Source organism: Streptomyces sp. NPDC088116, assembly GCF_044741745.1.
Taxonomy (GTDB): domain Bacteria; phylum Actinomycetota; class Actinomycetes; order Streptomycetales; family Streptomycetaceae; genus Streptomyces.
The window spans coordinates 626,220-650,988 of sequence record NZ_JBIUTF010000002.1 but is presented as its reverse complement, the minus strand read 5'-3'; the positions used below and the strand labels follow the sequence as shown (position 1 = coordinate 650,988).

16 protein-coding genes, 3 tRNA genes and 2 pseudogenes are annotated in these 24,769 nt (G+C 69.4%); 10 read left to right on the top strand and 11 right to left on the bottom strand.

Annotation, left to right across the window (positions count from 1 at the left end; genetic code table 11):
- Positions 1 to 3 precede the first annotated feature (3 nt).
- From cas1e to istB, 4 genes and pseudogenes are all read left to right on the top strand, one after another.
- Positions 4 to 955 (top strand): annotated as a pseudogene (cas1e, locus tag ACIOJD_RS09165) (type I-E CRISPR-associated endonuclease Cas1e).
- Entirely contained in the window at positions 952 to 1,314 is a 363-nt protein-coding gene (cas2e, locus tag ACIOJD_RS09160) for a type I-E CRISPR-associated endoribonuclease Cas2e (RefSeq protein ID WP_401910132.1), read from the top strand. Before cas1e ends, cas2e begins: the two are co-directional and overlap by 4 nt.
- Positions 1,315 to 1,834: 520 nt before the next feature.
- Positions 1,835 to 3,469 (top strand): IS21 family transposase, encoded by a 1,635-nt coding sequence (gene istA, locus ACIOJD_RS09155; protein ID WP_401911660.1) that lies wholly within the window; start codon positions 1,835 to 1,837, stop codon positions 3,467 to 3,469.
- Positions 3,466 to 4,292 (top strand): annotated as a pseudogene (gene istB, locus ACIOJD_RS09150) (IS21-like element helper ATPase IstB). The gene istA and the pseudogene istB overlap by 4 nt, the downstream one beginning before the upstream one ends.
- 68 nt (positions 4,293 to 4,360) lie before the next feature.
- On the opposite strand, the gene ACIOJD_RS09145 reads toward istB, so the two are convergent.
- Positions 4,361 to 5,299: a MerR family transcriptional regulator gene (locus ACIOJD_RS09145; protein WP_401910129.1), complete on the bottom strand. Its 939-nt coding sequence runs from the start codon at positions 5,297 to 5,299 to the stop codon at positions 4,361 to 4,363.
- A gap of 213 nt (positions 5,300 to 5,512) precedes the next feature.
- Here ACIOJD_RS09145 and ACIOJD_RS09140 point away from each other — a divergent pair, with 213 nt between their 5' ends.
- Positions 5,513 to 5,791 carry a hypothetical protein gene (locus ACIOJD_RS09140; RefSeq protein WP_401910126.1) on the top strand — a complete coding sequence of 93 codons (279 nt, stop codon included), beginning with the start codon at positions 5,513 to 5,515 and terminating at the stop codon, positions 5,789 to 5,791.
- A complete protein-coding gene (locus ACIOJD_RS09135) occupies positions 5,785 to 6,978 on the top strand; it encodes an amidohydrolase family protein (RefSeq protein ID WP_401910124.1) in 1,194 nt (397 codons plus the stop codon). The genes ACIOJD_RS09140 and ACIOJD_RS09135 overlap by 7 nt, the downstream gene beginning before the upstream one ends.
- Before the next feature lie 430 nt (positions 6,979 to 7,408).
- Here ACIOJD_RS09135 and ACIOJD_RS09130 read toward each other — a convergent pair.
- The 3 genes from ACIOJD_RS09130 to ACIOJD_RS09120 all read right to left on the bottom strand — a co-directional run bounded on the left by ACIOJD_RS09130 (position 7,409) and on the right by ACIOJD_RS09120 (position 7,866).
- Positions 7,409 to 7,482 (bottom strand) — tRNA-Ile (locus ACIOJD_RS09130).
- A 233-nt stretch (positions 7,483 to 7,715) separates the two neighbouring features.
- Positions 7,716 to 7,788, bottom strand: a tRNA-Asn gene (locus ACIOJD_RS09125).
- A 5-nt stretch (positions 7,789 to 7,793) separates the two neighbouring features.
- A tRNA-Asn gene (locus ACIOJD_RS09120) sits at positions 7,794 to 7,866 on the bottom strand.
- Positions 7,867 to 8,083: 217 nt separating this feature from the next.
- Between ACIOJD_RS09120 and ACIOJD_RS09115 the strand changes: the two genes are divergently transcribed.
- The 4 genes from ACIOJD_RS09115 to ACIOJD_RS09100 all read left to right on the top strand — a co-directional run bounded on the left by ACIOJD_RS09115 (position 8,084) and on the right by ACIOJD_RS09100 (position 13,979).
- Complete coding sequence (locus tag ACIOJD_RS09115; protein ID WP_401881008.1) at positions 8,084 to 8,395, top strand: YtxH domain-containing protein; 312 nt, start codon at positions 8,084 to 8,086, stop codon at positions 8,393 to 8,395.
- A gap of 97 nt (positions 8,396 to 8,492) precedes the next feature.
- Complete coding sequence (locus ACIOJD_RS09110; protein WP_401910122.1) at positions 8,493 to 9,938, top strand: FGGY family carbohydrate kinase; 1,446 nt, start codon at positions 8,493 to 8,495, stop codon at positions 9,936 to 9,938.
- 385 nt (positions 9,939 to 10,323) lie between these two features.
- Positions 10,324 to 12,057: an ABC transporter ATP-binding protein gene (locus tag ACIOJD_RS09105; protein ID WP_401910120.1), complete on the top strand. Its 1,734-nt coding sequence runs from the start codon at positions 10,324 to 10,326 to the stop codon at positions 12,055 to 12,057.
- Positions 12,057 to 13,979, top strand: coding sequence for an ABC transporter ATP-binding protein (locus ACIOJD_RS09100; protein ID WP_401910118.1), 1,923 nt, complete (start codon positions 12,057 to 12,059; stop codon positions 13,977 to 13,979). The genes ACIOJD_RS09105 and ACIOJD_RS09100 overlap by 1 nt, the downstream gene beginning before the upstream one ends.
- Before the next feature lie 115 nt (positions 13,980 to 14,094).
- On the opposite strand, the gene ACIOJD_RS09095 is transcribed toward ACIOJD_RS09100, so the two are convergent.
- From ACIOJD_RS09095 to ACIOJD_RS09065, 7 genes are all read right to left on the bottom strand, one after another.
- Positions 14,095 to 15,252 (bottom strand): RNA polymerase sigma factor, encoded by a 1,158-nt coding sequence (locus ACIOJD_RS09095; protein WP_401910115.1) that lies wholly within the window; start codon positions 15,250 to 15,252, stop codon positions 14,095 to 14,097.
- A gap of 221 nt (positions 15,253 to 15,473) precedes the next feature.
- Positions 15,474 to 17,378 carry a DNA primase gene (gene dnaG, locus ACIOJD_RS09090; RefSeq protein ID WP_401910113.1) on the bottom strand — a complete coding sequence of 635 codons (1,905 nt, stop codon included), beginning with the start codon at positions 17,376 to 17,378 and terminating at the stop codon, positions 15,474 to 15,476.
- A 68-nt stretch (positions 17,379 to 17,446) separates the two neighbouring features.
- Entirely contained in the window at positions 17,447 to 18,724 is a 1,278-nt protein-coding gene (locus ACIOJD_RS09085) for an NAD(P)/FAD-dependent oxidoreductase (RefSeq protein ID WP_401910110.1), read from the bottom strand.
- Positions 18,725 to 19,099: 375 nt separating this feature from the next.
- Positions 19,100 to 20,419 (bottom strand): deoxyguanosinetriphosphate triphosphohydrolase, encoded by a 1,320-nt coding sequence (locus ACIOJD_RS09080; RefSeq protein ID WP_401910108.1) that lies wholly within the window; start codon positions 20,417 to 20,419, stop codon positions 19,100 to 19,102.
- Positions 20,420 to 20,538: 119 nt separating this feature from the next.
- Positions 20,539 to 21,582 (bottom strand): sirohydrochlorin chelatase, encoded by a 1,044-nt coding sequence (locus tag ACIOJD_RS09075; protein ID WP_401910105.1) that lies wholly within the window; start codon positions 21,580 to 21,582, stop codon positions 20,539 to 20,541.
- Positions 21,583 to 21,788: 206 nt separating this feature from the next.
- A complete protein-coding gene (locus ACIOJD_RS09070) occupies positions 21,789 to 23,195 on the bottom strand; it encodes an MFS transporter (protein WP_401910103.1) in 1,407 nt (468 codons plus the stop codon).
- Between the two features lie 2 nt (positions 23,196 to 23,197).
- Positions 23,198 to 24,664 (bottom strand): M20 family metallopeptidase, encoded by a 1,467-nt coding sequence (locus ACIOJD_RS09065; RefSeq protein ID WP_401910101.1) that lies wholly within the window; start codon positions 24,662 to 24,664, stop codon positions 23,198 to 23,200.
- Positions 24,665 to 24,769 lie beyond the last annotated feature (105 nt).

Genomic DNA, 24,769 nt, shown 5'->3' with positions numbered 1-24,769 from the left:
ACCATGAGCACCGTCAGCCGTCGGGGCGCCTCCTCGCCTCGCGACCTCGCCCGGATCGGTGACCGTCTCTCCTTCGTCTACCTGGAGCGGTGCACCGTTCACCGGGACTCCAACGCGATCACCGCGGAGGACGCGGACGGGGTAACGCACATTCCGTCCGCCACCATCGGAACACTCCTGCTCGGGCCAGGAACACGCATCACCCATCAGGCGATGGCCGTCCTCGGTGACTCCGGCGCGGGAGTCGCCTGGGTCGGTGAGCACGGAGTGCGCTACTACGCGGGCGGACGCGCCCTGACCCGCTCGTCAGGTCTTGTCGAAGCACAGGCCACGGCTTGGGCGAACCGCCGTACCCGCCTGGAGGTCGCCCGCGCCATGTACCGGCTGCGCTTCCCGGACGAGGATCCTGACGGCCGTACCCGGCAGGAACTTCTCAGTATGGAGGGCCGACGCCTCAAGGACTGCTACAAACGCGAGTCCCTGCGCACCGGCGTCCCCTGGCGCCGCCGTGAGTATCACCGTAACGACTTCTCCGCCGGAGACGCCCCCAACCAGGGCGTCACGGCGGCAGCGCAGTGCATGTACGGAATCGCCCACTCCGTCGTCGCAGCCCTCGGCTGCTCCCCCGGCCTGGGCTTCGTCCACTCCGGCCACGAACGTTCATTCGTCCTGGACGTAGCCGACTTCTACAAGACCGACATCGCTATTCCGGCAGCATTCGACGCGGCGGTTGAGGGGGGAGGAAGACGTCGCGGCGCGAACACGGAGGATGCTCCGGGACCGTATCAACGAAACCGGGCTTCTCGACCGCTGCGTCCGGGACATCAAAGGCCTGCTCGGCTACGACGGCACGCGCGACACAGGAGACACGTCTCGGGACCGGGTCACCCTCCAGTCCGACGGAGACCTCCACGTCGAGAGCGGCCGTAACCACGGTGACGAGATCATCTGGTGACCGTCATCGTCCTCACCAACTGCCCCGTCGGCCTGCGTGGTTTCCTCACCCGCTGGCTCCTGGAAATCTCCCCGGGCGTCTTCCTGGGCGCCCCGTCCGCCCGCGTACGCGAAGCGCTGTGGAACGAAGTACGCCAATACGCCGGTCAAGGCCGAGCGCTACTCGCGTACCAGACGAACAACGAGCAGGGCTTCACATTCGAAACCCACGACCACTCGTGGCACCCCGCCGATCACGAAGGCCTGACGCTGATCCACCGACCAAGCTCCAAAACGCAACGCGGCTCACCACCTCCGCCGGAGGTCCCACGCCAAGGCTGGAGCAAGGCGTCCAAGCGACGGAAGTTCGGTGGTAGGTAGATGGTGCCAATGAAAGCGCGAGCACGGCAGAGTTTCACTGGGTTCCACAAAGCAAAGAATGCCTGTTATGTCAGAATCTAAAGAAGTAAGTAAAAACAGGTACCTGCTTGGATAAAAGCCCAGGTCAGCTTCTGTGGTCCCCGCGCCTGCGGGGTTGGTCCCGGGCTCCCGTCGCTGCGGCTGTGCGGGGGTTGGTGGTCCCCGCGCCTGCGGGGTTGGTCCCTCTGTGACATCTGGGTCAGACAATCCCTGGGTGGTGGTCCCCGCGCCTGTGGGGTTGGTCCCATCGCGTGCACGGAGCGCCCCGGCTCCGGTGCGTGGTCCCCGCGCCTGCGGGATGCCCCCAAGTTCGGAGGTTTACCCGGCTGGCTTTATCGAGCAGTAGTGACGTCACTTGTCGATGGGTTTGGGAGGCGCCCCGATCCACGGTCGGGTGATGTTGATGAGTTTGGGAGGCATGGCGGCTATTGCCAGGGCAGCATCGGGATGCTCTTGGTGAAAGGTGCTGGTCATGCCGCAGATGTCGAAGGTCGAGCTGTATGCGGCGATCCGGCGTGATCACCGCGACGGCATGTCGATGCGGGAGCTTGAGCGCAAGCACGGTGTGACCTGGCGGACGGTACGGAAGGCGCTGGACTCGTCCTGGCCGGAACCTCGTAAGAAGCTGCCTCCCCGGGCCACCACGCTGGATCCATACAAGCCGGTGATCGACGAGATCCTGCGGGCGGATCTGGACGCGCCGCGCAAGCAGCGGCACACGGTCACCCGGATCTTTCACCGGCTGGTCGAGGAGCACGGGGCGGACGTCTCCTACGGCGTGGTGCGCTACTACGTCGCCGGCCGGAAGCCCGAGATCCTGGTCGAGTCCGGCAAAGCGCCGCTGGAGGCGTTCGTCCCGCAGACCCACCTGCCCGGCCATGAGGCGGAGGTCGACTTCGGTGACGTGACCGTACGCCTGGCCGGCGAGCTGGTGACCTGCTACCTGTTCTCCCTCCGGCTGTCGTACTCAGGAAAGGCTGTCCACCGCGTATTCGCCTCCTGCGGCCAGGAAGCTTTCTTCGATGGCCACGTCCACGCACTGCGAACCCTGGGCGGGGTCCCCCGGACCAAGGTCGGCTACGACAACCTGAAGGCCGCCGTCGCCAGGGTGCTGGGGCAGAGCCGGGGAAGAGTGGAGGCCCACCGGTGGATCGCCTTCCGCTCGCACTTTGGCATCGAGAGCTTCTACTGCCGGCCCGGTATCGAAGGCGCCCACGAGAAGGGAGGCGTCGAAGGGATGATCGGCTACTTCCGCCGCAATCACTTCGTTCCCGTCCCCGAGGTTTCCTCGCTCGCCGAGCTGAACGAGATGGTCGAACAGTGGGACCGGCAGGACGACGCCCGCCGCATCGGATCCAGGCCCAAGACGGTCGCGGAGTACTACGCACTCGAACAGCCACTGCTGATGCCGCTGCCTGACGAACCGTTCGAGACAGGCCGGGTGTTCACACCGCGGGTCGACCGCTACGGCCAGATCCCGGTCCGCACCAACCGCTACTCGGTCCCGATCCGGCTGATCGGCAAACGCGTGCGGGTCGTGCTGCACGCTTCCCACCTGGTGGTTTACGACCAGAACATGGAAGTGGCCCGGCACGAGCGGCTAATCGCGAAGGGCGCCGTCCGTCTGGACTTGGACCACTACCTGGAAGTCCTGGTCCGCAAGCCCGGCGCCTTTCCCGGCTCCACCGCCCTTGAGCAGGCCCGCTCCGCAGGCAGGTTCACCCCGGTCCACGATGCCTGGTGGGACCAGGCCCGCAAGATTCATGGCGAGCGGGACGGCACCCGGGCCCTTATCGAAGTCCTTCTGCTGGGGCGGCATCTGCCTCACGAACATGTCGTCGCCGGCCTGGCCGCAGCCCTGCGGGCCGGGGCCATGACCGCTGACGCGGTCGCGCTGGAGGCCCGTAAGGCTGCTCAGGCCGAGACCGAACCCACCCCTGCGGCCGACCGGCTGGCTTCCGGCAAGCCGTCGGCGACGCTGACGTCCCTGCACGAATGGCGACTCGCGCACCTTCCCCCGGACACCAGGCCGCTGCCGTCGGTGACCCCCTACGACCAACTACTCCGACGCCGCCGCACCAGCGGCGGCGACCACCGTGAGGGAGAAGCGCAATGACCACTCTGCCCCGCCAGCGCGGCTTGACCGAGCAGGCCGCCGACGCCGCCATCGACAGCGCCTGCCGCCTGCCGCCTGCCGCCTGCCGCCTGCCGCCTGCTGAGGCTGCCCTCGATCCGCAACGTGTTCTCCGACATTGCCGAGCGGGCGTTGAAGGACCAGATGAGCTACCGCGGGTTCCTCGCCGAACTGCTGATGGCCGAGTGCGACGACCGGGCACGGCGCCGCTCGGAGCGGCGGATCAAGGCGGCCGGCTTTCCACGGGAGAAGTCGCTGCGGGCGTTCGACTTCGACGCCAACCCGAACATCGACGCCGCGACCATCCACACCCTCGCCAGCTGCGAATGGATCAAGAAGAGCCAGCCGCTCTGCCTGATCGGGGACTCCGGCACCGGCAAGTCCCACATGCTCATCGCGCTCGGCACCGAGGCGGCCATGAAGGGCTACCGCGTCCGCTACACCCTCGCCACGAAGCTGGTGAACGAGCTGGTCGAGGCCACCGACGAGAAGCAGCTGAACAAGACCATCGCCCGCTACGGTCGCGTCGATCTCCTCTGCATTGATGAGCTCGGCTACATGGAGCTTGACCGGCACGGCGCCGAACTCCTCTTCCAGGTCCTGCCCGAACGCTAGGAGAAGAACAGCGTCGCCATCGCCTCCAACGAGTCCTTCGGCGGCTGGACCAAGACCTTCACCGATCCGCGCCTTTGCGCGGCCATCGTCGACCGCCTCCTTCAACGGCACGATCATCGAAACCGGCACCGAGTCCTATCGCCTCGCCACCACCCGCGCCCGCGCCGAAGAGCAGGCAAAGGCCAACTGACAGCCTCTGCCCACTTGCTCTGCGGTCCGCCATCCCTGCGGCGGATGTGTCCGGGGCTGCGCGGCGTGCTATCGGCTCAGCTGCGAGCGCAGAGCGGTGATGAACCAACTGAAGACCGGCGCGAGAGTAGGCGGTACCGGCCAGCCGTTGATGGTCGACAGAAGCTGCAAGTAGCGCTCCGCCCTGGGGTCCGCACCGGTCTCCAATCGGGTGACGAGCCATCGCCGCAGGTCGGCATCGTCGGCGCGTCCGAACGTCTCGGCATAGAGACCGGCGAGGGAATCGACGATGGGCGCCGCCTGGTCGGACTCCGGCTGGATTCCTGCCGCGAGACCTTCGCCGACCTGCTCACGCACCGCAGTGGTCAGATCATGATGCAGGCCGGTCGTGTCGCCCTGCGCCCGCTCCGCCGCCTGATGTTCGGCCATCCTTCGGACGGCGGCCCGGAAGTCCGTGTCCTGGCAGAGTTCTCCGAGTTCGACCCATGCCTCGACCTGTTCGGGCGCCGGATCGTCGGGGAGTTGGGGCATGGCCGACCGCATCATGGCTACGAACTCCGGGTTGGCGTCAAGCCCGCCGAAGGTGTCATCGATGAAGTCGGTCACCAGCCGCTGCCGTTCGCTGTCGGAAAGCTTGGCGAGTTTGTGCATGAGATCCAGCTCCTCAGGTGTAGGGCCACGCTTGGCTACCGCTCTCAGTACGGATCGACGCAGACGAAGCGTACGAATCTGCACGTCCAAGGCATCGGCGTGCGCTGAAGCCACTTCGGGGACGGAGACTTCCCGGTCGAGGACCTTCCTGATGGCGGAAAGGTCTAGCCCGAGGTCGCGCAGGGTACGCACGAGATCGAGACGTGTGACGGCGTCGATGTCGTAGAGCCGGTAGCCGGCCGGGCTTCGGTCGGTCGGCGGCACGATTCCCGCGTCGGAGTAGAACCGAATGGTCTTCACCGTCAGCCCGGTCCGCCGGGCAAGATCACCAATCGAGTAGAGCGCGTCGCCGTTCATGTGCTCCACCCTGTTGTCTCCCCCTACTGGAGACACAAGCGGTTAAGCCCTCCGGTTGAACGAACCGCGCCTTCAGGGTCCCGACAGGGATCGCACCTGATCTCCCGAAGTGCCGTCATTTCCCGTGAACACTCGCGGGCTCCCCGGCCACTGATCGCCGTTGAAACTCGTCGACAAACGCTGTCCTTACAAGTTAACGAAGCCACCCGGCGGATGGCGGCATATCGCGACGGGCTGGTGGACACAAGTCCCTACTGGGTTAACCAGGCGGACGACAGCTCTGCACTCGACCTCGCCCCAGACGAACTGGCCGACCGGCTCTGTCAGGCGGTCGCAAGGAGCGGGCGGGGCGAGCCCGCGCCGCGTCCGGCCGTTCCGCTGGCGATGTCTCTGGGGCGCGACCGGGAGTCGGACGTCAGACAACTGATCGCGGTGTCGGACGCGCTTCGCGCCTCCGCACCGTCGGCGAAGACCAAGGAGACGCCATGCTGATCACCGCGGACCGAGTCCTGGTGGGCTCCGGAAAGTATCTGGAGGACGGCGCGGTCCTCGTCGAGAGCGACTCCATCGCCGCGGTCGGTCCGCGGGAACAGCTCACTGACCAGGCCGGCCCGAACGCGACACACCTCGTGTTTCCCGGCACCGTCATGCCCGGTCTCATCGACGCGCACGTCCACCTCGCGTTCGACGGCGGCACCGATCCCCGGGCCGTCTTCCAGGGATCCAGCAATGAGACTCTGCTCCAGGACATGCGCCGCCGCGCGGAGCAGCTCCTCCTCAGCGGTGTGACCACCGCGCGGGACCTCGGGGACCGTGACGGATTCGCGCTTCGCGTGGCCGCGGAGATCGCCGACGGCCGCACGCCGGGCCCTCGGATCGTGTCGGCGGGTACGCCCGCCACCCCGCCCGGAGGGCACTGCTACTTCCTGGGCGGCGAAGTCTCCGGCGCGGACGAAGTTCGCGGCCTGGTGCGGCGCAACATCGCGGCAGGTGCCACCGTGATCAAGGTCATGGCCACCGGAGGCGGGCTGACCAAGGACGGGCCGAGGAGCTGGCAGAGCCAGTTCTCCCCGGAAGAGCTTGAGGCCCTTGTGAGCGAGGCCCACCAGGCCGGCGTGCCGGTGGCCGCCCACGCACACGGAGCGGACGGCATCGAGGCATCCGTGACGGCTGGCGTGGACACGATCGAGCACTGCACGTGGATGACTGCCGACGGCTTCGACCTCCGGCCCGACGTCCTGGCCCGAATCGTGGAGCAGGGAATCTTCGTCTCTCCCACCGTGAGCCCGCACTGGCAGATGGCTGCCCGCTTCTTCGGCGAGGAGCGGACAGAGGCGCTCTTCGATGGAGTGCGGCAGATGGTGAAGGCCGGTGCCAAGCTCGTCGCGGGGACCGACGCGGGAGTCGGCCGTGCCGGTTTCGACGGGCTCACCTCGGCGCTGGGTTTCTACGCGCACCTGGGCCTGCCCAACAGCAGGGTCATCGACATGGCGACCATCGACGCCGCTGACGCACTGGGCCTGGGCGCGGTCACCGGCCGGATCGCACCTGGCTTCCGGGCGGACCTGCTGCTCGTCGACGGAGACCCGCTCGCCGATCTCGGCACGCTGGAGGCGGTCAGGGCCGTGTTCGCCGCAGGTAGGCGTCATGAGCCGCGAGAGGTCACCGGCCACGCATAGCTGACAGGAGATGTCCGGGCGCCTCCGCTGCCCCTGACAGCTCCTACAGAGGGGAGACTCCGAAGAGGACGGTCAGACCGTCGAGGACGACTCCGAAGAGCTTCGACATCTGCCGCTGATGCGAGGTACCGCTCCTTGAGCCGCCGGTCCCCTCGCTCCGCTCCGGCCACCCCAACCGACGGAACCATGTGGATGCGCCCGTCAACTGCCCTGCACAGGCGCGGGCATACACCGGGCACTTCTGTCACAGGCACCACCCGCGCGCCGGACGGCCGCGTATGACACGCCGCCAGCTTCGCTTGCGCGGGATTTGCTCGATGTCATGCCTACCATCGCAAGGATCGCCCTGTGAGGTGCTCGTGCGGCGAGCACCTCCCCCCAAGGGAGACGATCTGACACATCGTCGCAGGTCAGATCGTTTCTCCTACGGTGGGGCGGGTGGGACTCGAACCCACGGCCGACGGATTATGAGTCCGCTGCTCTAACCGGCTGAGCTACCGCCCCTAACGGCGCGTCGCGCACATTTGTGCGCGCCGTCTGCCGCAGCATAGCCGCTCATACGATCTCCTGCCTCGGATGGTCGGCATCGCCTGACCTTGAGGACTTCGCCGCGCACCGACCGGTTCCAAGAACTTCACAGAAGAGCCGAAAGAGGGACGGAAACGCGGCGAACGGGTCCGGGTGAACGTCTGTGGACAGACGAAAGAGGACCCCGTAGGGTCCTCTTCGTTTTCCCGCTCCCCCGGCTGGACTCGAACCAGCAACCCTCCGGTTAACAGCCGAATGCTCTGCCAATTGAGCTACAGGGGACCGCGCTCCCCCGACTGGACTCGAACCAGTAACCTGCCGGTTAACAGCCGGCTGCTCTGCCAATTGAGCTACAGGGGATTGCTGCGTGTGCACCGAACGTACCTACCCCGGACGCCCTGGGCGGCGCACGTTCGCTGCGACACATACATTAGCGCAAGCAGGGGGGTGCTTCGCCAATCGCTTACGGGCCGGGGCAGCTCGGGTGATCTCGGGTCCCTACGGGGTAGGCGGAGAGCACACACCGACGGTCCGGCGCTGACGCTGGGTACTCCGACGCACAGGAAGGGTGGCGGCCATGCGGTACCGCCTCACGTTCATCGCTGGCCTGGCCTGCGGATACGTTCTCGGAACGCGCGCCGGACGCGAGCGTTACGAGCAGCTGAAGAAATCGGCGCGACAGGTGTCCCAGAACCCGGCGGTGCGCAACGCCGCCGAATCCGCCGCGCAGACCGGGCGTGAGGTCGCGGGCAAGGCGTACCACTCGGTGAGCGGGGTGGTCGGCGAGCGGGTCGGGGACAAGGTGCCCGACTCCGTCGCCCAGCGGGTGCGCTCGCTGCGGGAGCGCAGCCAGAACGGGCAGGACGACTGGGGGACCAGCAACACGTAGCCCGGCGCCGGAAGGGGCGACGCGTCCGGGTCCGCGTCGGCGGGCCCGGGATCCCGGCAGCGCCCGGCACACCGGGAGTGCGGCAGAATCGGGTGCCATGGGAATAGTCGCCGGGTTGGACAGTTCGTCCGGGTTCACACGTGTCGTCGTCTGTGACGCGGACACGGGTGCCGTGCTGCGGCAGGGGTACGCGCCGCATCCGGTCGAGCCGAAGGCCACCGAGGTCGATCCGCAGGCCTGGCTGCTCTCCCTCGGTGAGGCCGCGTCCGGCGGGCTGCTGGAGGGGGTGCAGGCCATCGGGGTGTCCGCGCAGCAGCACGGGATGGTGGCGCTGGACCGGCAGGGCAACCTCGTACGGCCCGCGCTGGTCGGCAACGACAAGCGGGCGCAGGTGGCCGCCGCGGATCTGATCGACGCGCTGGGCGGCCGGCATGCCTGGGCCGATGCCGTCGGGTCCGTACCGCAGTCGGGTCAGCTCGTGGCGAAGCTGCGGTGGATGGCGCGGAACGAGCCGGAGGCGGCGCAGCGCACCGCGCTGGTGCTCCAGCCGCACGACTGGCTGGTCTGGCAGTTGCTGGGGCGTCCCGCGCGCAGAACGACGGACCGGGGGGCCGCCTCCGGGACCGGCTACTGGTCCGCGCGTACGGGGGCGTACCGCCCTGATCTCGTGGAGCTGGCGCTCGGGCACCAGGCCGCGCTGCCCGAGGTGCTCGGCCCGGCCGATTCCGCCGGGACCACTCCCGAGGGGCTGCTGATCTCCGCGGGGACCGGCGAGACCATGGCCGCCGCCTTCGGGCTCGGCGTGGGGGTCGGGGACGCCGTGGTGTCGCTGGGGGCCTCGGGGTCGGTGATGGCCGTGCATCACGAGGCGCTGGCCGATCCGGCCGGGATGATCACTTCCTTCGCCGACGCCACCGGGATGCATCTGCCGGTCGTCCATACGCTCAATGCCGTACGGACCCTGCGCGGTACGGCGGAGCTGCTGGGGGCGGAAGAGCTGGGCGAGCTGTCCACGCTGGCGCTCAAGTCCACGCCGGGCTCATCGGGGCTGGTGTTCCTGCCGTATCTGGAGGGCGAGCGGACTCCGCAGCTGCCGCACACGGCGGGCACGCTGACCGGGCTGCGGCGCGAGTCGATGAAGCCGGAGCACCTGGCACGGGCCGCGTTCGAGGGGATGCTGTGCTCGCTCGCCGACGCGATGGACGTCCTGCGCGGGCGCGGGGTGGAGGTCCGCCGGGTGTTCCTGCTGGGGGCCGCAGCCGAGCTGCCCGCCGTGCAGGCCCTGGCTCCGGCGATCTTCGGGGCGCAGGTCGTCGTACCGCAGCCCGCCGACTACACGGCGATCGGCGCGGCCCGGCAGGCGGCCTGGGCGCTCGGGGTCTCGCGGGGGTCGCTCGGTCCGCACAACCCGCCGGCCTGGCAGGGCGCGGCGGCGCAGGTCTTCGAGCCGGGTGACGACGTGGCCGTGGGGACGGCGGTACGGCAGCAGTACGGGGCGACGAGGGATCAGATCCACCCGGGGGCGTTCGGCCCCACGGTCTGAACGGCCTCGGGTCTGGGCCTCCGCCCGGCGAAGCGTTCCGCGCCCGCCGCCGCGACCCCCGGGCCCCGGGGGTGTTCGGCCCCACGGTCCGAACGGCCTCGGCGGTCCTCGGTGACCTGGCGGTCCGAGTGGGCGCGGAATTGCGAACCTCCGCCGGTGGGAAGGGTTCAGGAGTCCGGACGTCCGCCGTCGCGAGCGCCCTCGCACCCCGTACGCCCCGTATTTGACCCGTCCTTGGACAGAAACCCTTGGGGTTCGGCGGGCCGGATAACGCAAGATGGGTCGGGACCCCTGATCTTCGCCGACCGATCCTCGACGATGACCTTCGTGGACGATCTTCACGGACGGTCCTCGCCGATTCCGAGCCGACTCCGAGAGACTGCGTGTGCTGCTACGACTTCTGCGAGCCCATCTCGCTCCGTACAAGAGACCGATAGCCCTGCTGGTGGCGCTCCAGCTGTTGCAGACGTGCGCCACTCTCTATCTGCCCACCCTGAACGCCGACATCATCGACAACGGTGTCGTGAAGGGGGACACGGGCTACATCCTGGAGTTCGGCGGCATCATGATCGCCGTCAGCGTGATCCAGGTGATCTGCAACATGGGCGCCGTGTACTACGGCGCGCGGACGGCTTCGGCCCTGGGCCGGGACGTACGGGCCGCGATCTTCGACCGGGTGCAGAGCTTCTCGGCGCGTGAGGTGGGCCACTTCGGGGCTCCCTCGCTGATCACTCGTACCACCAACGATGTCCAGCAGGTACAGATGCTGGTCCTGATGTCGTTCACGCTGATGGTGTCCGCGCCCATCATGTGTGTGGGCGGCATCGTCATGGCGCTCGGCCAGGACATTCCGCTCTCCGCCGTGCTGCTGGCCGTGGTGCCGCTGCTCGGTATATCCGTGAGCCTCATCGTCAAGAAGATGCGGCCGCTGTTCCGGACCATGCAGACCCGGCTGGACACGGTGAACCGGGTGCTGCGGGAGCAGATCACCGGCAACCGCGTGATCAGGGCCTTCGTCCGGGACGAGTACGAGAAGGGACGATTCCGCGGCGCCAACACCGAGCTGACCGATGTCGCTCTGTCGACCGGCCGGCTGATGGCGCTGATGTTCCCGACCGTGATGACGGTCGTGAACCTGTCGTCGATCGCCGTCGTCTGGTTCGGTGCGCACCGTATCGAGAGCGGCGGGATGGAGATCGGCGCGCTGACCGCGTTCCTCGCGTATCTGATGCAGATCGTGATGGCTGTGATGATGGCCACCTTCATGTTCATGATGGTGCCGCGTGCCGAGGTCTGCGCCGAGCGCATCGAGGAGGTGCTGGACACCGAGTCGAGCGTCGTGCCGCCCCGCGATCCGGTACGGGAACTGCGGCGGCACGGGCATCTGGAGTTGCGGGGCGCGGAGTTCCGCTTCCCCGGCGCCGAGGAGCCCGTGCTGCGGAGCGTGTCGCTCGTCGCGCGTCCCGGCGAGACGACCGCGGTCATCGGGTCCACGGGCAGCGGCAAGTCGACGCTGCTCGGGCTCGTACCGCGGCTGTTCGACGCGACCGACGGGGAGGTGCTGGTCGACGGGCAGGACGTCCGGGAGCTCGATCCCGTACTGCTCGCGAAGACCGTGAGCCTCGTGCCGCAGAAGCCGTATCTCTTCTCCGGGACGGTCGCGACGAATCTGCGGTACGGAAACCCGGACGCGACCGACGAGGACCTGTGGCACGCCCTGGAGGTGGCCCAGGCGAAGGAGTTCGTCGAAGCCCTGGAGGGCGGGCTGAACGCGCCCGTCTCGCAGGGAGGCACGAATGTCTCGGGCGGGCAGCGGCAACGGCTGGCGATAGCGCGGACGTTGGTGCAGCGGCCGGAGATATACCTGTTCGACGACTCGTTCTCGGCGCTGGACTACGCCACGGACGCGGCGCTGCGCGGCGCGCTGACGCGGGAGACCGCGGAGGCGACCGTCGTGATCGTCGCCCAGCGCGTCTCCACCATCCGCGACGCCGACCGGATCGTGGTCCTGGACGAGGGCAAGGTCGTGGGGACGGGTCGGCACCAGGAGCTGATGGCGGGCAATGAGACATACCGGGAGATCGTCCTCTCCCAGCTGACCGAGGCGGAGGCTGCCTGATGAGCGGTCCGGGCGGACGCATGATGATGGGCCCGACGCAGCGGTCCATGGACTTCAAGGGGTCGTCGAAGCGGCTGCTGCGGCTGCTGGTGCTGGAGCGGACCACTCTGTGGTGGATGCTCGGGGCCGGTGTGCTGAGCGTCGCGTTGTCGGTCGTGGGGCCCAAGATCCTCGGGCAGGCGACGGACCTGATCTTCGCAGGGGTCGTCGGCCGGCAGACACCGGACGGTGTCACCAAGGCGCAGACCGTCGAGGGGCTGCGGGAGAAGGGCGACGACGGGCTCGCCGACGTCCTCTCCGGCGTGGACTTCACGCCCGGCCACGGCATCGACTTCGGCTCGGTGGGCGGGGTCCTGCTGATGGCGTTGGTGGTCTACGTGGGCGCCGGGCTGCTGATGCTGGTGTCGACGCGGCTCTCCATCCGGGTCATCAACCACACGGTGTACCGGATGCGCGAGGACATCCAGGCGAAGCTGTCCCGGCTGCCGCTGTCGTACTTCGACCGGCAGCCGCGCGGCGAGGTGCTGAGCCGGGCGACGAACGATGTCGACAACATCTCGCAGACCCTTCAGCAGACGATGGGCCAGCTGATCAACTCGTTGCTGACGATCGTCGGTGTGCTGGCGATGATGTTCTGGATCTCGCCGCTGCTGGCGCTGGTCGCGCTGGTGACGGTGCCGCTGTCGATCCTCGTGGCGACGAAGGTCGGCAAGCGGTCGCAGCCGCAGTTCGTACGGCAGTGGAAGGTCACCGGCACGCTCAACGCGCACATCGAGGAGATGTACACCGGCCACGCGCTGGTGAAGGTCTTCGGGCGGCAGCACGAGTCGGCCGAGGCGTTCCGCGAGCAGAACGACCAGCTCTACGAGGCGGTCTTCAAGGCGCAGTTCAACAGCGGGATCATGCAGCCGCTGATGCTGTTCATATCCAACCTGAACTATGTGCTGGTCGCGGTCGTCGGCGGGCTGCGGGTCGCCTCGGGCACGCTGTCGATCGGTGATGTGCAGGCGTTCGTCCAGTACTCGCGGCAGTTCTCGATGCCTCTGACGCAGGTCGCCTCGATGGCGAACCTGGTGCAGTCCGGGGTCGCCTCCGCCGAGCGGATCTTCGAGCTGCTGGACGCGGTCGAGCAGGAGCCGGACGGCGTGGCCGTGGAGCGGCTGCGCGAGCCGGAGGGCCGGGTGGCGCTGGACCATGTGTCGTTCCGGTACGAGCCGGAGAAGCCGCTGATCGACGATCTGTCGCTGTCGGTGAACCCGGGGCAGACGGTCGCGATCGTCGGCCCGACCGGTGCGGGCAAGACCACGCTGGTCAACTTGCTGATGCGGTTCTACGAGGTGACGGGCGGCCGGATCACCCTCGACGGCATGGACATCGCGAGGATGTCCCGCGAGGAGCTGCGGGCGGGGATCGGGATGGTGCTCCAGGACACCTGGCTGTTCGGCGGCACGATCGCGGAGAACATCGCGTACGGCGCCTCGCGCGACGTCACTCCGAAGGAGATCGAGGACGCGGCACGGGCGGCCCACGCGGACCGTTTCATCCGTACGCTCCCCGACGGCTACGACACGGTGATCGACGACGAGGGCTCGGGGGTCAGCGCGGGCGAGAAGCAACTGATCACCATCGCGCGGGCGTTCCTGTCCGACCCGGTGATCCTGGTGCTGGACGAGGCGACCAGCTCGGTGGACACCCGTACCGAGGTGCTGATCCAGAAGGCGATGGCCCGGCTGGCACACGGCCGTACGAGCTTCGTGATCGCACACCGGCTCTCCACCATCCGCGACGCGGACGTCATCCTGGTCATGGAGAAGGGCTCCATCGTCGAACAGGGCACGCACGACGACCTGCTGGCCACAGGAGGCGCGTACGCACGCCTCTACGCGGCCCAGTTCGCGCAGGCGGTCGCCGAGGTCGACTGATCCGCGGCGACTTGTCCTACGGCGCCGGGAGGCTCGTGCGTGCGTCTCCCGGCGCGACCGTGGTACGGGCGTCTCCCCGGCGCGACCGTGGAACGGGCGTCTCCCCGGCGTCGGGTCAGTCGAGGTAGCCGCGGAGCTGGTCGGCGAAGGCGTGGTCGCGCAGTTTGCCGAGGGTCTTGGACTCGATCTGGCGGATACGTTCGCGGGTCACGCCGAAGATCCGGCCGATCTCCTCCAGTGTGCGGGGCCGGCCGTCGGCCAGTCCGTACCGCAGCTGGACCACCTTGCGTTCGCGTTCGCCGAGCGTCGAGAGCACGGCGTCCAGGTGCTGGCGCAGCAGCAGGAAGGCGGCGGACTCCACGGGGGACGCGGCGTCGCCGTCCTCGATCAGGTCCCCGAGCGCCACATCGTCCTCCTCCCCCACCGGGGCGTGCAGGGAGACCGGTTCCTGGGCGAGCCGCAGCACCTCGCTGACCCGCTCGGGAGACAGATCCAGCTGGACGGCCACCTCGTCGGGGGTCGGCTCGTAGCCGCGCTCCTGGAGCAGGCGGCGCTGGACCCGCACCACTCGGTTGATCAACTCGACCACATGGACCGGGACCCGGATGGTACGGGCCTGGTCGGCCAGCGCGCGGGACATCGCCTGGCGTATCCACCAGGTCGCGTATGTCGAGAACTTGTAGCCGCGCGCGTAGTCGAACTTCTCGACTGCCCTGATCAGGCCGAGATTTCCCTCCTGGACGAGGTCGAGCATGGTCAGTCCGCGGCCGACGTAGCGTTTGGCCACGGAGACGACGAGGCGCAGATTGGCCTCGATCAGACGGCGTTTGGCCATCCGGCCCAGGACGACGAGCCGGTCGAGATCCAGGGCGAGCCGGGAATCCAGATCGGCGGCGCCGCTCAGCTTCTCCTCGGCGAACAGACCGGCTTCGACACGGCGCGCCAGGTCCACTTCCTCGACGGCCGTGAGCAGCGGGATACGGCCGATCTCGCGCAGATACTGGCGGAAGAGGTCCGAGGAGGGACCTCCGGTGTCGGCGCGGGCGCCTCCCCGGCGGGTCTGGGGCTCGGGTGTGTAGGGCACGTGCACCGGGTCCTCGGTGAGGGGCTCGGTGGGCGCGCGCGTGATCGTCTCTGGGTGGTACGCGGCGCGGGTCTGGGACGGGACCGCCGTGAGCTCGGGCGGAGGAGCGGGGGCGGCCGGGCCGGGAGGAGTGACGGGCGCGGGGGTGGCAGGTGCGGTCAGCGTCTCGGTCAGGGTCCGGGTCTGCACGGGGGGCGACCTCCAGGGTGATCGCTGCCGGGGCGGGGGCGTGTGCGCCGGGCGTCGCGGGCAGGCCGACGTCTCCGACAGGACCTGGCACCGCACCCCAGTGTGGGGTACGACACAAGGCCGCCACGAGGGGCGTGCGACGACTTTCTGAGTCCGGTACGTAACCGGGCCGTTACGGGAAGAGCCGCGGCCGGACAGGGCCCAGGAGCGCGCCGAAGACCTCAGAGCGCGTCGGCGCCTCGGTTGCGCAGGGACTGGCCGTACTGCTGGAGCACCCACAACTCGTTCTGTACGGCGCCGAGTTGCTCCGGATCGGCCTGCGAGCCCAGCCGGGTCAGGGTGCCGGTGACCTCCCGGACGCGCCGGTCCACGGCGCGCAGCCGGACCTGGACGAGCTGCTCCCCCGCATACGTCTCGTCGATCGTCTTGCCGTGGAACACCTCCACCGCCAGCTCGGTGACCATGGAGCGCACGGCGTCGTTCGGCGCCGCCTCGCGGACCCGGGCCAGATACTCCGGGGCGGACCTCAAACCCTGCTCGGCGCCCCCGGCTTCCTCTATGGCGCGGCGCACGGCCGCGTACGGCGGGGCGGTGAACTCGTCCTCCCCGTAGGCGTCGAAGGCCGGGGAGACCAGCTCGGGCCGCTGGAGGGCGAGCTTCAGCAGCTCGCGCTCGGTGCGGTGGGCGGGGCTGCGGAGGTTGAGCGCGGGGCCCGAGGGGGCCTGCGACGGCTGGTTCTCGTACGACTGCTGCGAGCGGCGCTCGGGGGCCGCCGCCGGGCCCCGGCCGCCCCGGTCGCGCGCCCAGCGCGCCATCTGGGCCACGCGCTTGACCACGAACTGGGTGTCGAGGATGCCGAGGATGCCGGCGAGCTGGACCGCGACCTCGTGCTGCGAGGAACCGCTCTTGATACGGGCGACGATCGGCGCGGCCTCGTCCAGCGCCGCCGCGCGGCCCGCGGGGGTCTCCAGGTCGTACCGGGACACGATCTGGCGGATCGCGAACTCGAAGAGGTGCGTGCGCGGTTCGACCAGGTCCTGGACGGCGTCGTCGCCCTTGGCGAGGCGCAGGTCGCACGGGTCCATGCCGTCCGGGGCGATGGCGATGTACGTCTCGGCGGCGAACTTCTGGTCGTCCTCGAAGGCGCGCAGCGCGGCCTTCTGGCCGGCGGCGTCCCCGTCGAAGGTGAAGATCACCTTGGCGGTGCCGTTGTCCATCAGCAGCCGGCGGAGGATTTTGATGTGGTCGCCGCCGAAGGCCGTGCCGCAGGTGGCGATGGCGGTGGTGATCCCGGCCAGGTGGCAGGCCATCACATCGGTGTAGCCCTCGACGACCACGGCCCGGCTGGCCTTGGCGATGTCCTTCTTCGCCAGGTCGACGCCGTACAGCACCTGGGACTTCTTGTAGATCGCGGTCTCGGGCGTGTTCAGATATTTCGGACCGTTGTCGTCCTCGCGCAGCTTGCGCGCGCCGAAGCCGACCATTTCGCCGGAGATGTCGCGGATGGGCCACATCAGCCGGCCCCGGAAGCGGTCGATCGGGCCGCGCCGGCCGTCCTGGGAGAGGCCGGAGAGCAACAACTCCTTGTCGGAGAAGCCCTTGCCGCGCAGGAAGCGGGTGAGGTGGTCCCAGCCGACCGGGCTGTAGCCGATGCCGAAATGCTCGGCGGCCGCCTGGTCGAAGCCGCGCTCGGCGAGGAACTGGCGGCCGGGCTCGGCCTCGGCGCCGGACAGCTGCTCCACGTAGAACTGCGCGGCGATCTTGTGCGCCTCGACCAGCCGGGTGCGCTCGCCGCGCTGGCTCGCCGGGTTGTACCCGCCCTCCTCGTACCGGAGCGTGATGCCGGCCTGCGCGGCGAGCCGCTCGACCGTCTCGGAGAAGGAGAGATGGTCGAGCTTCATCACGAAGGCGATGGTGTCCCCGCCCTCCTGGCAGCCGAAGCAGTGGAAGAGACCCTTGCTCGGACTGACCTGGAAGGAGGGGGACTTCTCGTCGTGGAAGGGGCACAGGCCCTTCAGATTGCCGCCGCCCGCGCTGCGCAGCTGGAGGTATTCGGAAACGACGGCGTCGATCGGGACCGCGTCCCGAACCGCCTTCACGTCGTCATCGTTGATCCTGCCGGCCACGCGTGAATTCTACGGGGACGCACCGACACCGCCGGACCGTCCCGTCGCCGCCGGGGCGGGTGGGCCGGTCACGTACCGAGGGAGTCGAGCGGGACACCCGGGTCGGCGAGGGCCTCCAGGTCCTGCCGGGCACCGGACCGGATCAGGCGCTGGATGTCTTCGGTGACATCCCACACATTGACGTTCATCCCCGCGAGCACCCGGCGGTCCTTCAGCCAGAAGGCGACGAACTCCCGTTTTCCCGCGTCGCCCCGTACCACCACCTGGTCGTACGAGCCGGGCGGGGCCCAGCCCGAGTACTCCAGGCCCAGGTCGTACTGGTCGGAGAAGAAGTACGGGATCCGGTCGTACGTCACGTCCTGGCCGAGCATGGCGCGGGCGGCGGCGGGGCCGCCGTTGAGGGCGTTGGCCCAGTGTTCGACCCGCACCCGCGTCGTGGCGAGGCCCGCGCCCCAGCCGGACACCGGGAAGGCCGCCGCGTCCCCGGCCGCGAAGATGTCGGGGTCGGAGGTGCGCAGACCGGAGTCCACGACGACGCCGCCGCCCTGGGCCCGGTCGGCGAGAGCGAGACCCGCGGCCTCGGCGAGGGAGGTGCGCGGGGCGGCGCCGATCGCGGCGAGCACGTCGTGGGCCGGGTGCTCCTCTCCACTGTCCGTACGGGCCGCCAGGACCATGCCGTCCTGACCGATGATCTCGGTGAGCCGGGCGCCGAAGTGGAACCGGACGCCATGCTCCCGGTGCAGCTCGGTGAAGAGCTGGCCCAGTTCGGGGCCGATGACGTGGTGGAGCGGGGTCGCCTCGGACTCGATGACGGTGACCTCGGCGCCGTAACCGCGGGCCGCCGCCGCGACCTCCAGGCCGATCCAGCCCGCACCGGCGATCACCAGATGGCCGTTGTCACGGCCGAGGGCCGCCAGCACCTGGCGCAGCCGGTCGGCGTGGGCGAGGCGGCGCAGATGGTGCACGCCCGCCAAGTCGGTGCCGGGGATGTCGAGTCGGCGCGGTTCGGCGCCGGTGGCCAGCAGCAGTTTGTCGTACCGCACGGATGTGCCGTCGCCGAGACGTACGCAACGGGCGTCCCGGTCGACGGAGGTGACGGTCTGGCCGAGATGCAGCTCCACCTGGGCCCGTGCGTACCAGGCACGCTCGTGCACGAAGACGCTGTCGCGCTCCTCCTTGCCGGCCAGGTAGCCCTTGGACAGGGGTGGTCGTTCGTACGGGTGGTCGCGCTCGTCACCGATGAGGATCACCCGGCCGGTGAATCCCTCCGCACGCAGGGTTTCCGCGGCTTTCGCCCCGGCGAGCCCTCCGCCGACGATGACAAATGTCTGATGTGCGTCGACCACTTGATGCCTCCTCTTCGTGCTGCCGCCATCTGCGAGCGTCCCGCACGGAGCGTGATGGCGAAAGAGGGAGCGCTCCACGGGCCGGTCTCACTGCCGTGATCCGGCTACTTTCGTACACGCGTGAGGCGGAAACCGTGAGGCATGAGGGGCATATGTCACCCATCCTCTGCCTCACCGGGGTTCCGCGTGCGCCGGATGCGCTCCGATCGGGCTTGAGTGCTCCGAACGGTCCCGAGTGCGCCGGAGCGACGGAAGTACGCCGGACGGGCAGGAATGCGCCCTGTGCCGGAGCAGGGACTTTGGGGGCCGGGGACTGTCCGGGCACGCGGAGTGTCCGGGGTCTCCGACTGTTCGGGGCTGGGCCCGCGGCGCGGATCAGGGGCGGCCTGCGTGTGCCGTGTGCAGGGAGCGGGCCGTCGCGTCGGTGAGAGACGCGATCTGATCGACGATGACGCGTTTGCGCGCCCGGTCGTCGCGGGCGGCGTCGAACAGCGCGCGGAACTGCGGGTCCAGGCCCTCCGGGGCGCGGGCCGTGAGCGCCTCGGCCAGCTCGGCCAGAACGATCCGCTGGTCGGCGCGGAGCGCCTCCTGTTCGGCGCGCTGCATGACATAGCGGTCGGCGACGGCCTTGAGGACGGCGCACTCGTGGCGGGCCGCGCGCGGGACGACCAGTTCGGCGGCGTACCGGGTGAGCGGGCCCGTGCCGTACGCCTGGCGGGTGGCGCCCTCGGCCGCCTCGCAGAACCGGCCGATGAGCTGGCTGGTGGCGTCCTTGAGGCGGGACTGCGCGACGGCCGAGCCGTCATAGCCGTGCGGCCACCACTCCTGCTCCATGAGCCGGTCGAGCGCGGCCGCCAGCTCCCGCGGGTCGGTGCCGGCCGGTACGTACCGGCCGATCGCCACCGCCCAGATCGCGTTCCGCTCGGTCTCGGAGGAGAGTGCGGCGGGGTCGACATGCCCGGCGTGCAGGCCGTCCTCGAAGTCGTGGACGGAGTAGGCCACATCGTCGGACCAGTCCATGACCTGCGCCTCGAAGCAGGTACGGTCCGCCGGCGCGCCCTTGCGGGCCCAGGCGAAGACCGGCAGGTCGTCCTCGTACACCCCGAACTTCACCGAACCGGGCTGGGTGGGGTGGGAGCCGCGCGTCCAGGGGTATTTGGTGGCGGCGTCCAGAGCGGCGCGCGTGAGGTTGAGGCCGACGCTGACCAGCTCGCCGCTGTCGGGGGACCGTACGAAACGCTTCGGTTCGATACGGGTCAGCAGGCGGAGCGACTGCGCGTTGCCCTCGAAGCCGCCGCAGTCGGCGGCGAAGTCGTTGAGCGCCTGCTCACCGTTGTGGCCGAAGGGCGGGTGGCCCATGTCGTGGGCGAGGCAGGCCGCCTCCACCAGGTCCGGGTCGCAGCCGAGGGCCGCGCCCAGCTCGCGGCCGACCTGGGCGCACTCCAGGGAGTGGGTCAGGCGGGTACGGGGGCTGGCGTCCCACTCCTGACTGCGGGATCCGGGGGTCACCACCTGGGTCTTGCCGGCGAGCCTGCGCAGCGCGGCGGAGTGCAGCACGCGCGCGCGGTCGCGCTGGAACGCGGTGCGGCCGGGGCGTTTGTCGGGCTCCGCGGCCCAGCGTTCGGTGGCCGTGTCGTCGTATGCGCCCGCGGGTCCGGAGGGGTGCGATGTGGTGGTACCGGTGCTGCCTGCCATGCACCGACGGTAACCGGTACGGGTGACAACTGGTCGGGATCCGTCGGACTGGGGTCAGCCCGCGGCCTGCGGGTCCGGGGCCTGCCGGTCCGGGGCCTGCCGGTCCGGGGCCCGCCGGTCTAGGCGGAGGCCAGTTCGCGGTGGCCCGTCTCGTACGGCGTCGCCAGGGCCTCGTCGTAACGGTGGAGCAGCAGCCTGGCCATCGCCGGGTGCGCGCCGAGCGGGGCGGCGGCGATCCAGGGTGCGGCGGCGGTGCTGCGGGTGGCGAAGTGGCCGGGGGCCGTGAAGTACGAGGCGATCGCGGTCCGGTGGCGGCCCCGGGCGGCGAGAGCGCGGAGGGCCTCGGCAACGGTGGGCGAGGCGGCGGAGGCGTATGCGGGGACGACCGGTACCCCGCCGAGGCGCTCGCTGAGCTGGGCGGCCGTGCGGCGGGTGTCGGCCGCGGATTCCGGGTCGCGTGATCCCGCGGCGGCCAGGACGACTCCGGCGCCGTTGCGCGCGCGGGCGCGGGTGCGTGCGGAGCCGGTGGCGTGCGTACGCCAGCCGGCCTCGACGAGACGCGCGTACAGGGTCTCGACCAGCAGCGGATGCGGTCCGAGCGGGGCGGCGATCCGGGCCTTCAGGCCGGGTACGGACGCGGCGGCGGCCGGCAGGTCCCGTTTGATGTGGAAGCCACGGCTGAGCAGCAGCGGTACGAGGACGGCCCGGCCGGTGCCCCGGGCGGTGAGCCTGCCGAGGGTGTCGGACAGCCGCGGCTCGTTGAGCTCGATGTGCCCGAGGCGTACGTCCAGGCCGGGGCGGAGTTCACGGACGCGTTCGAGGAGCGTCGTGATCGTGCGCAGGGCGCGCGGGTCGCGGCTGCCATGGGCGACGAGGACGAGGCTGGGACCGGCGGCGGAGGCGTGGCCCGGACCCGGACCGGCGGAGGCGGGACCGTTGCTGTGCATACTCCTGCGGGTTCCGTTCCGTGCGACTTTTCCGAGCTGGTGGCCAAGCTGGGCGGTGATACGGGTGAACAGCTGCGCGGCGCTGTCGAGCGGGAGGCTGTCGATCGTTGCGGTGTCGAGCGGCGCCTTGTCGAACGTCGCGGTGTCGAGCGGGTCGCTGCCGCCCGGCGGGAGTGGTATGGGCTGGGGCATGCGGTGGTACGCCGACTGCGTCATGGGCCGATCCTGCCGGGTCCTGATTGCCGAGCGGTTGCACGAGGGTGACGGGGGTTTTCCACCACCTCACAGCCGCTGCCGGGGCATTGTCAGTGCCATCACTTAGCGTAATCACCATGAAGCGATCAGAGGCATCGGAAAAGACCGTGTGCGGGTGCGCGCCCGCCGAGGCGGTGCGCACCCGCACACGGCGGGCACGTCACGCGTTACCGCACTCCGAACCGCCGCCGGGCGACAAGCACGGAGGTCAGGCTGAGCAGAGCGAGCGCCATCAGGTACCAGGTGGGCGCCAGCTTGTCGCCGGTCACATCGACCAGCCAGACGGTCACCGCCGGTGTCATGCCGCCGAACAGCATCACGCCGATGTTGTAACTGAGCGCCATGCCTGTCGCCCTGCTGCTGATCGGGAACAGGTCCGCCAGCAGCGCGGGGAGCGACCCGAAGTACCCGGCCTTCAGGACGCCGACCAGGAACATCACGGCGAGGATCACTCCGAATCCGGGGTGCGCGACGAGGAAGGCGAAGGCGGGGTAGAGCAGCAGCAGGATCAGCACGGCGAACGCTCCCATGATGCGCACCCGGCCGACCTTGTCGGACCAGTAGCCGATGAAGGGCGTCATGACCGTGAGGACTCCGCCGGTCACCATGGTGGCCGCGAAGCCCGTCGAGGCCGGCAGATCCAGCTCCTTGACGGCGAAGGTCGGTATGTAGGAGATGAAGTAGGTGATGGCCGTGGACACGGCGAGTGTGCCGACGGACAGGAGCACCCGGAGCTTGTGGTGGCGCAGCACCTCCGCGACCGGCTTGCGCTCGGCCTTTTCCCGGGCGGTCGCTTCGGCGTTCTCGGCGGCCTTGTCCGCCGTCTTCTGGCCGGTGTGCTCGCCTGTTTTCTCCCTTGCCTCCGCTCCCGCTTCCGCATCGGCCTGCCGGGCCCGTTCGAACTCGGGGGGCTCGTCGACGAAGCGGCGGATGTAGTAGCCGATCGGCCCGATCAGCAGACCGAACACGAACGGGATGCGCCAGCCCCAGGACTCCAGCTGCGCGGTGGACAGGGTCGACGTCAGCACCGTTCCGAAGGTCGCGGCGAGCAATGTGCTGACGCCCTGGCTGGCGAACTGCCAGCTCGCCATGAAGCCGCGCAGCTTCGGGGCGTGCTCCACGAGGAAGGCCGTCGAGCTGCCGAATTCGCCTCCGGCGGAGAAGCCTTGGATCAGGCGGGCGAGCAGGACCGCGAGGGGAGCGAGGAGGCCGATGGAGCCGTAGGACGGCATGAAGGCGATCAGCGCGGTGCCCAGCATCATCAGCCGGATCGACAGCATGAGCGCGGCCTTGCGGCCCACGCGGTCGGCGTAGCGTCCGAGCACGATCGCACCGAGCGGGCGTACGAGGTACGAGACGCCGAACGTGCCCAGGGCGAGGAGCAGCGAGACGGTGTCGTCCGTGGCCGGGAAGAAGATCTTGGCGATGGTCGTCGCGAAGAACGCGTAGATGAGGATGTCGAACCACTCGAGGGCGTTGCCTATCGACGCCGCGGCGATGACGCGGTACGCCTTGGCGGGTATCGCCGGTTCCGCCGCGCTTTCGGGCCTGATGTCGGTGCCGGGTGTCCCCATGGTCAGTGCTCCTCTTCGCGACAGGGGCCGTCGCCGGACCCGGTGCCGAGGCGGTCGCCCCGGTCTTCTTCAAGGGCTTCGCCAGGGTCTTCGCCGGGTCCCTCGCCCAGGTCCCAGAAGAGCCCGGCCATGATTTCCAGGGCTTGTCGCGCCAGGGGGGCGAGGAGGTGTTCGTCCGGCGCGTGCTGGGCGCAGGCGGGGTACGAATGCGGCACCCAGACCGTGCTCAGTCCGAGTACGTCGGCGAACGCGTCGTTGGGGATGCTTCCGCCGAGGTTGGGCATGATGGCGGGCCGTTCACCGGTGGTCCGCTCCACCGAGCGCGCGGCCCGGCGCACCCACGGATCGTCCGGGTCGGTCCTGGTGGCGCCCATGGTCCGGCCCACCTCGATCTCGACCATGGGGAAGCCGTGTGCGTCCAGATGGTCACGGAGGACCTGGCCGAGGGTGGCCGGGTCGGTGCCGACCACGAAGCGGAGCTGGCAGTGCGCGTGCGCGGAGCCGGGGATCGCGCCCACCGGGGTGACGGGGTTCCCGGCGGCCAGGGAGAGGACTTCGAGGGTGTTCCAGCCGATGAGCCGCTCGGCCGGGGTGAGTTCCGGCTCTCCCCAGCCCTCGTCGACGGCGGGGTCGTCCTTGCCGCCTCCGACGGTGAGGTCGGCCAGGGCCGCCTTGACGCCGGCCGGGATGTGCGTCGGCCGCAGGCCGGGGACGAGGATCCGGCCCCGGCCGTCCACGATGGTCGCCAGGGCGTTCGCGAGCACGGTCGCCGGATTGCGGAGCAGCCCGCCCCAGTTGCCCGAGTGGTGGGCGCGCTCGCGCAGCGGGACGCGCAGGGTGAAGGCGGTCATGCCGCGCGATCCGAGGAAGAGCGTCGGCCGCTCCGCGTGGATCCGGGGCCCGTCGGAGGCGATCAGCAGATCCGCGGCCAGTTCGTCGCGGAGCAGGGCGCAGACTTCGTTCAGCCCGGGAGAGCCCGACTCCTCGCCGGTCTCGATTATCACCTTGAGGTTGAAGCCCAGTTGTCCGCCCCGGGCGTGCAGCACGTGCTCCAGGGCTGCCAGGTTGATGGTGTGCTGGCCCTTGTTGTCCGCGGTGCCGCGTCCGTACCAGCGGTCCCCCTCGACCACGACCCGCCAGGGGTCGAGGCCGGCCCGCCAGCGCTGTTCCTCGCCCAGGACCACATCGGCGTGCCCGTACACGAGGACGGTGGGCAGCCGCTCGGCCTCGTGCCGATGCGCCACGAGGAACGGGCCGCGGCCGGTCACCGGGTTGTCCACGATGCGGGTGGTACAGCCGAGGCCCACGAGGGCGGGGACCATTTCCTCTTCCAGATACGACCGCAACTCGTCCACCGGGTCGGCGGCCTGGCTCTCGGTGGGCAGGGCCACCCGCCGCGTGAGATCTGCCAGAAAAGAGCCTGAATCAAAGTAATCGACCGCCCGGTCGATTGCCGTGGAACGCGTCATCGTGACCCTTTCTCGTAATAGCCAGGAAACAATTGCCGAGTGGTGAATTCATGTCATTGACATGGCAGGCTACTGACGCCCGAGGGTTGACACAATTGCAATAAT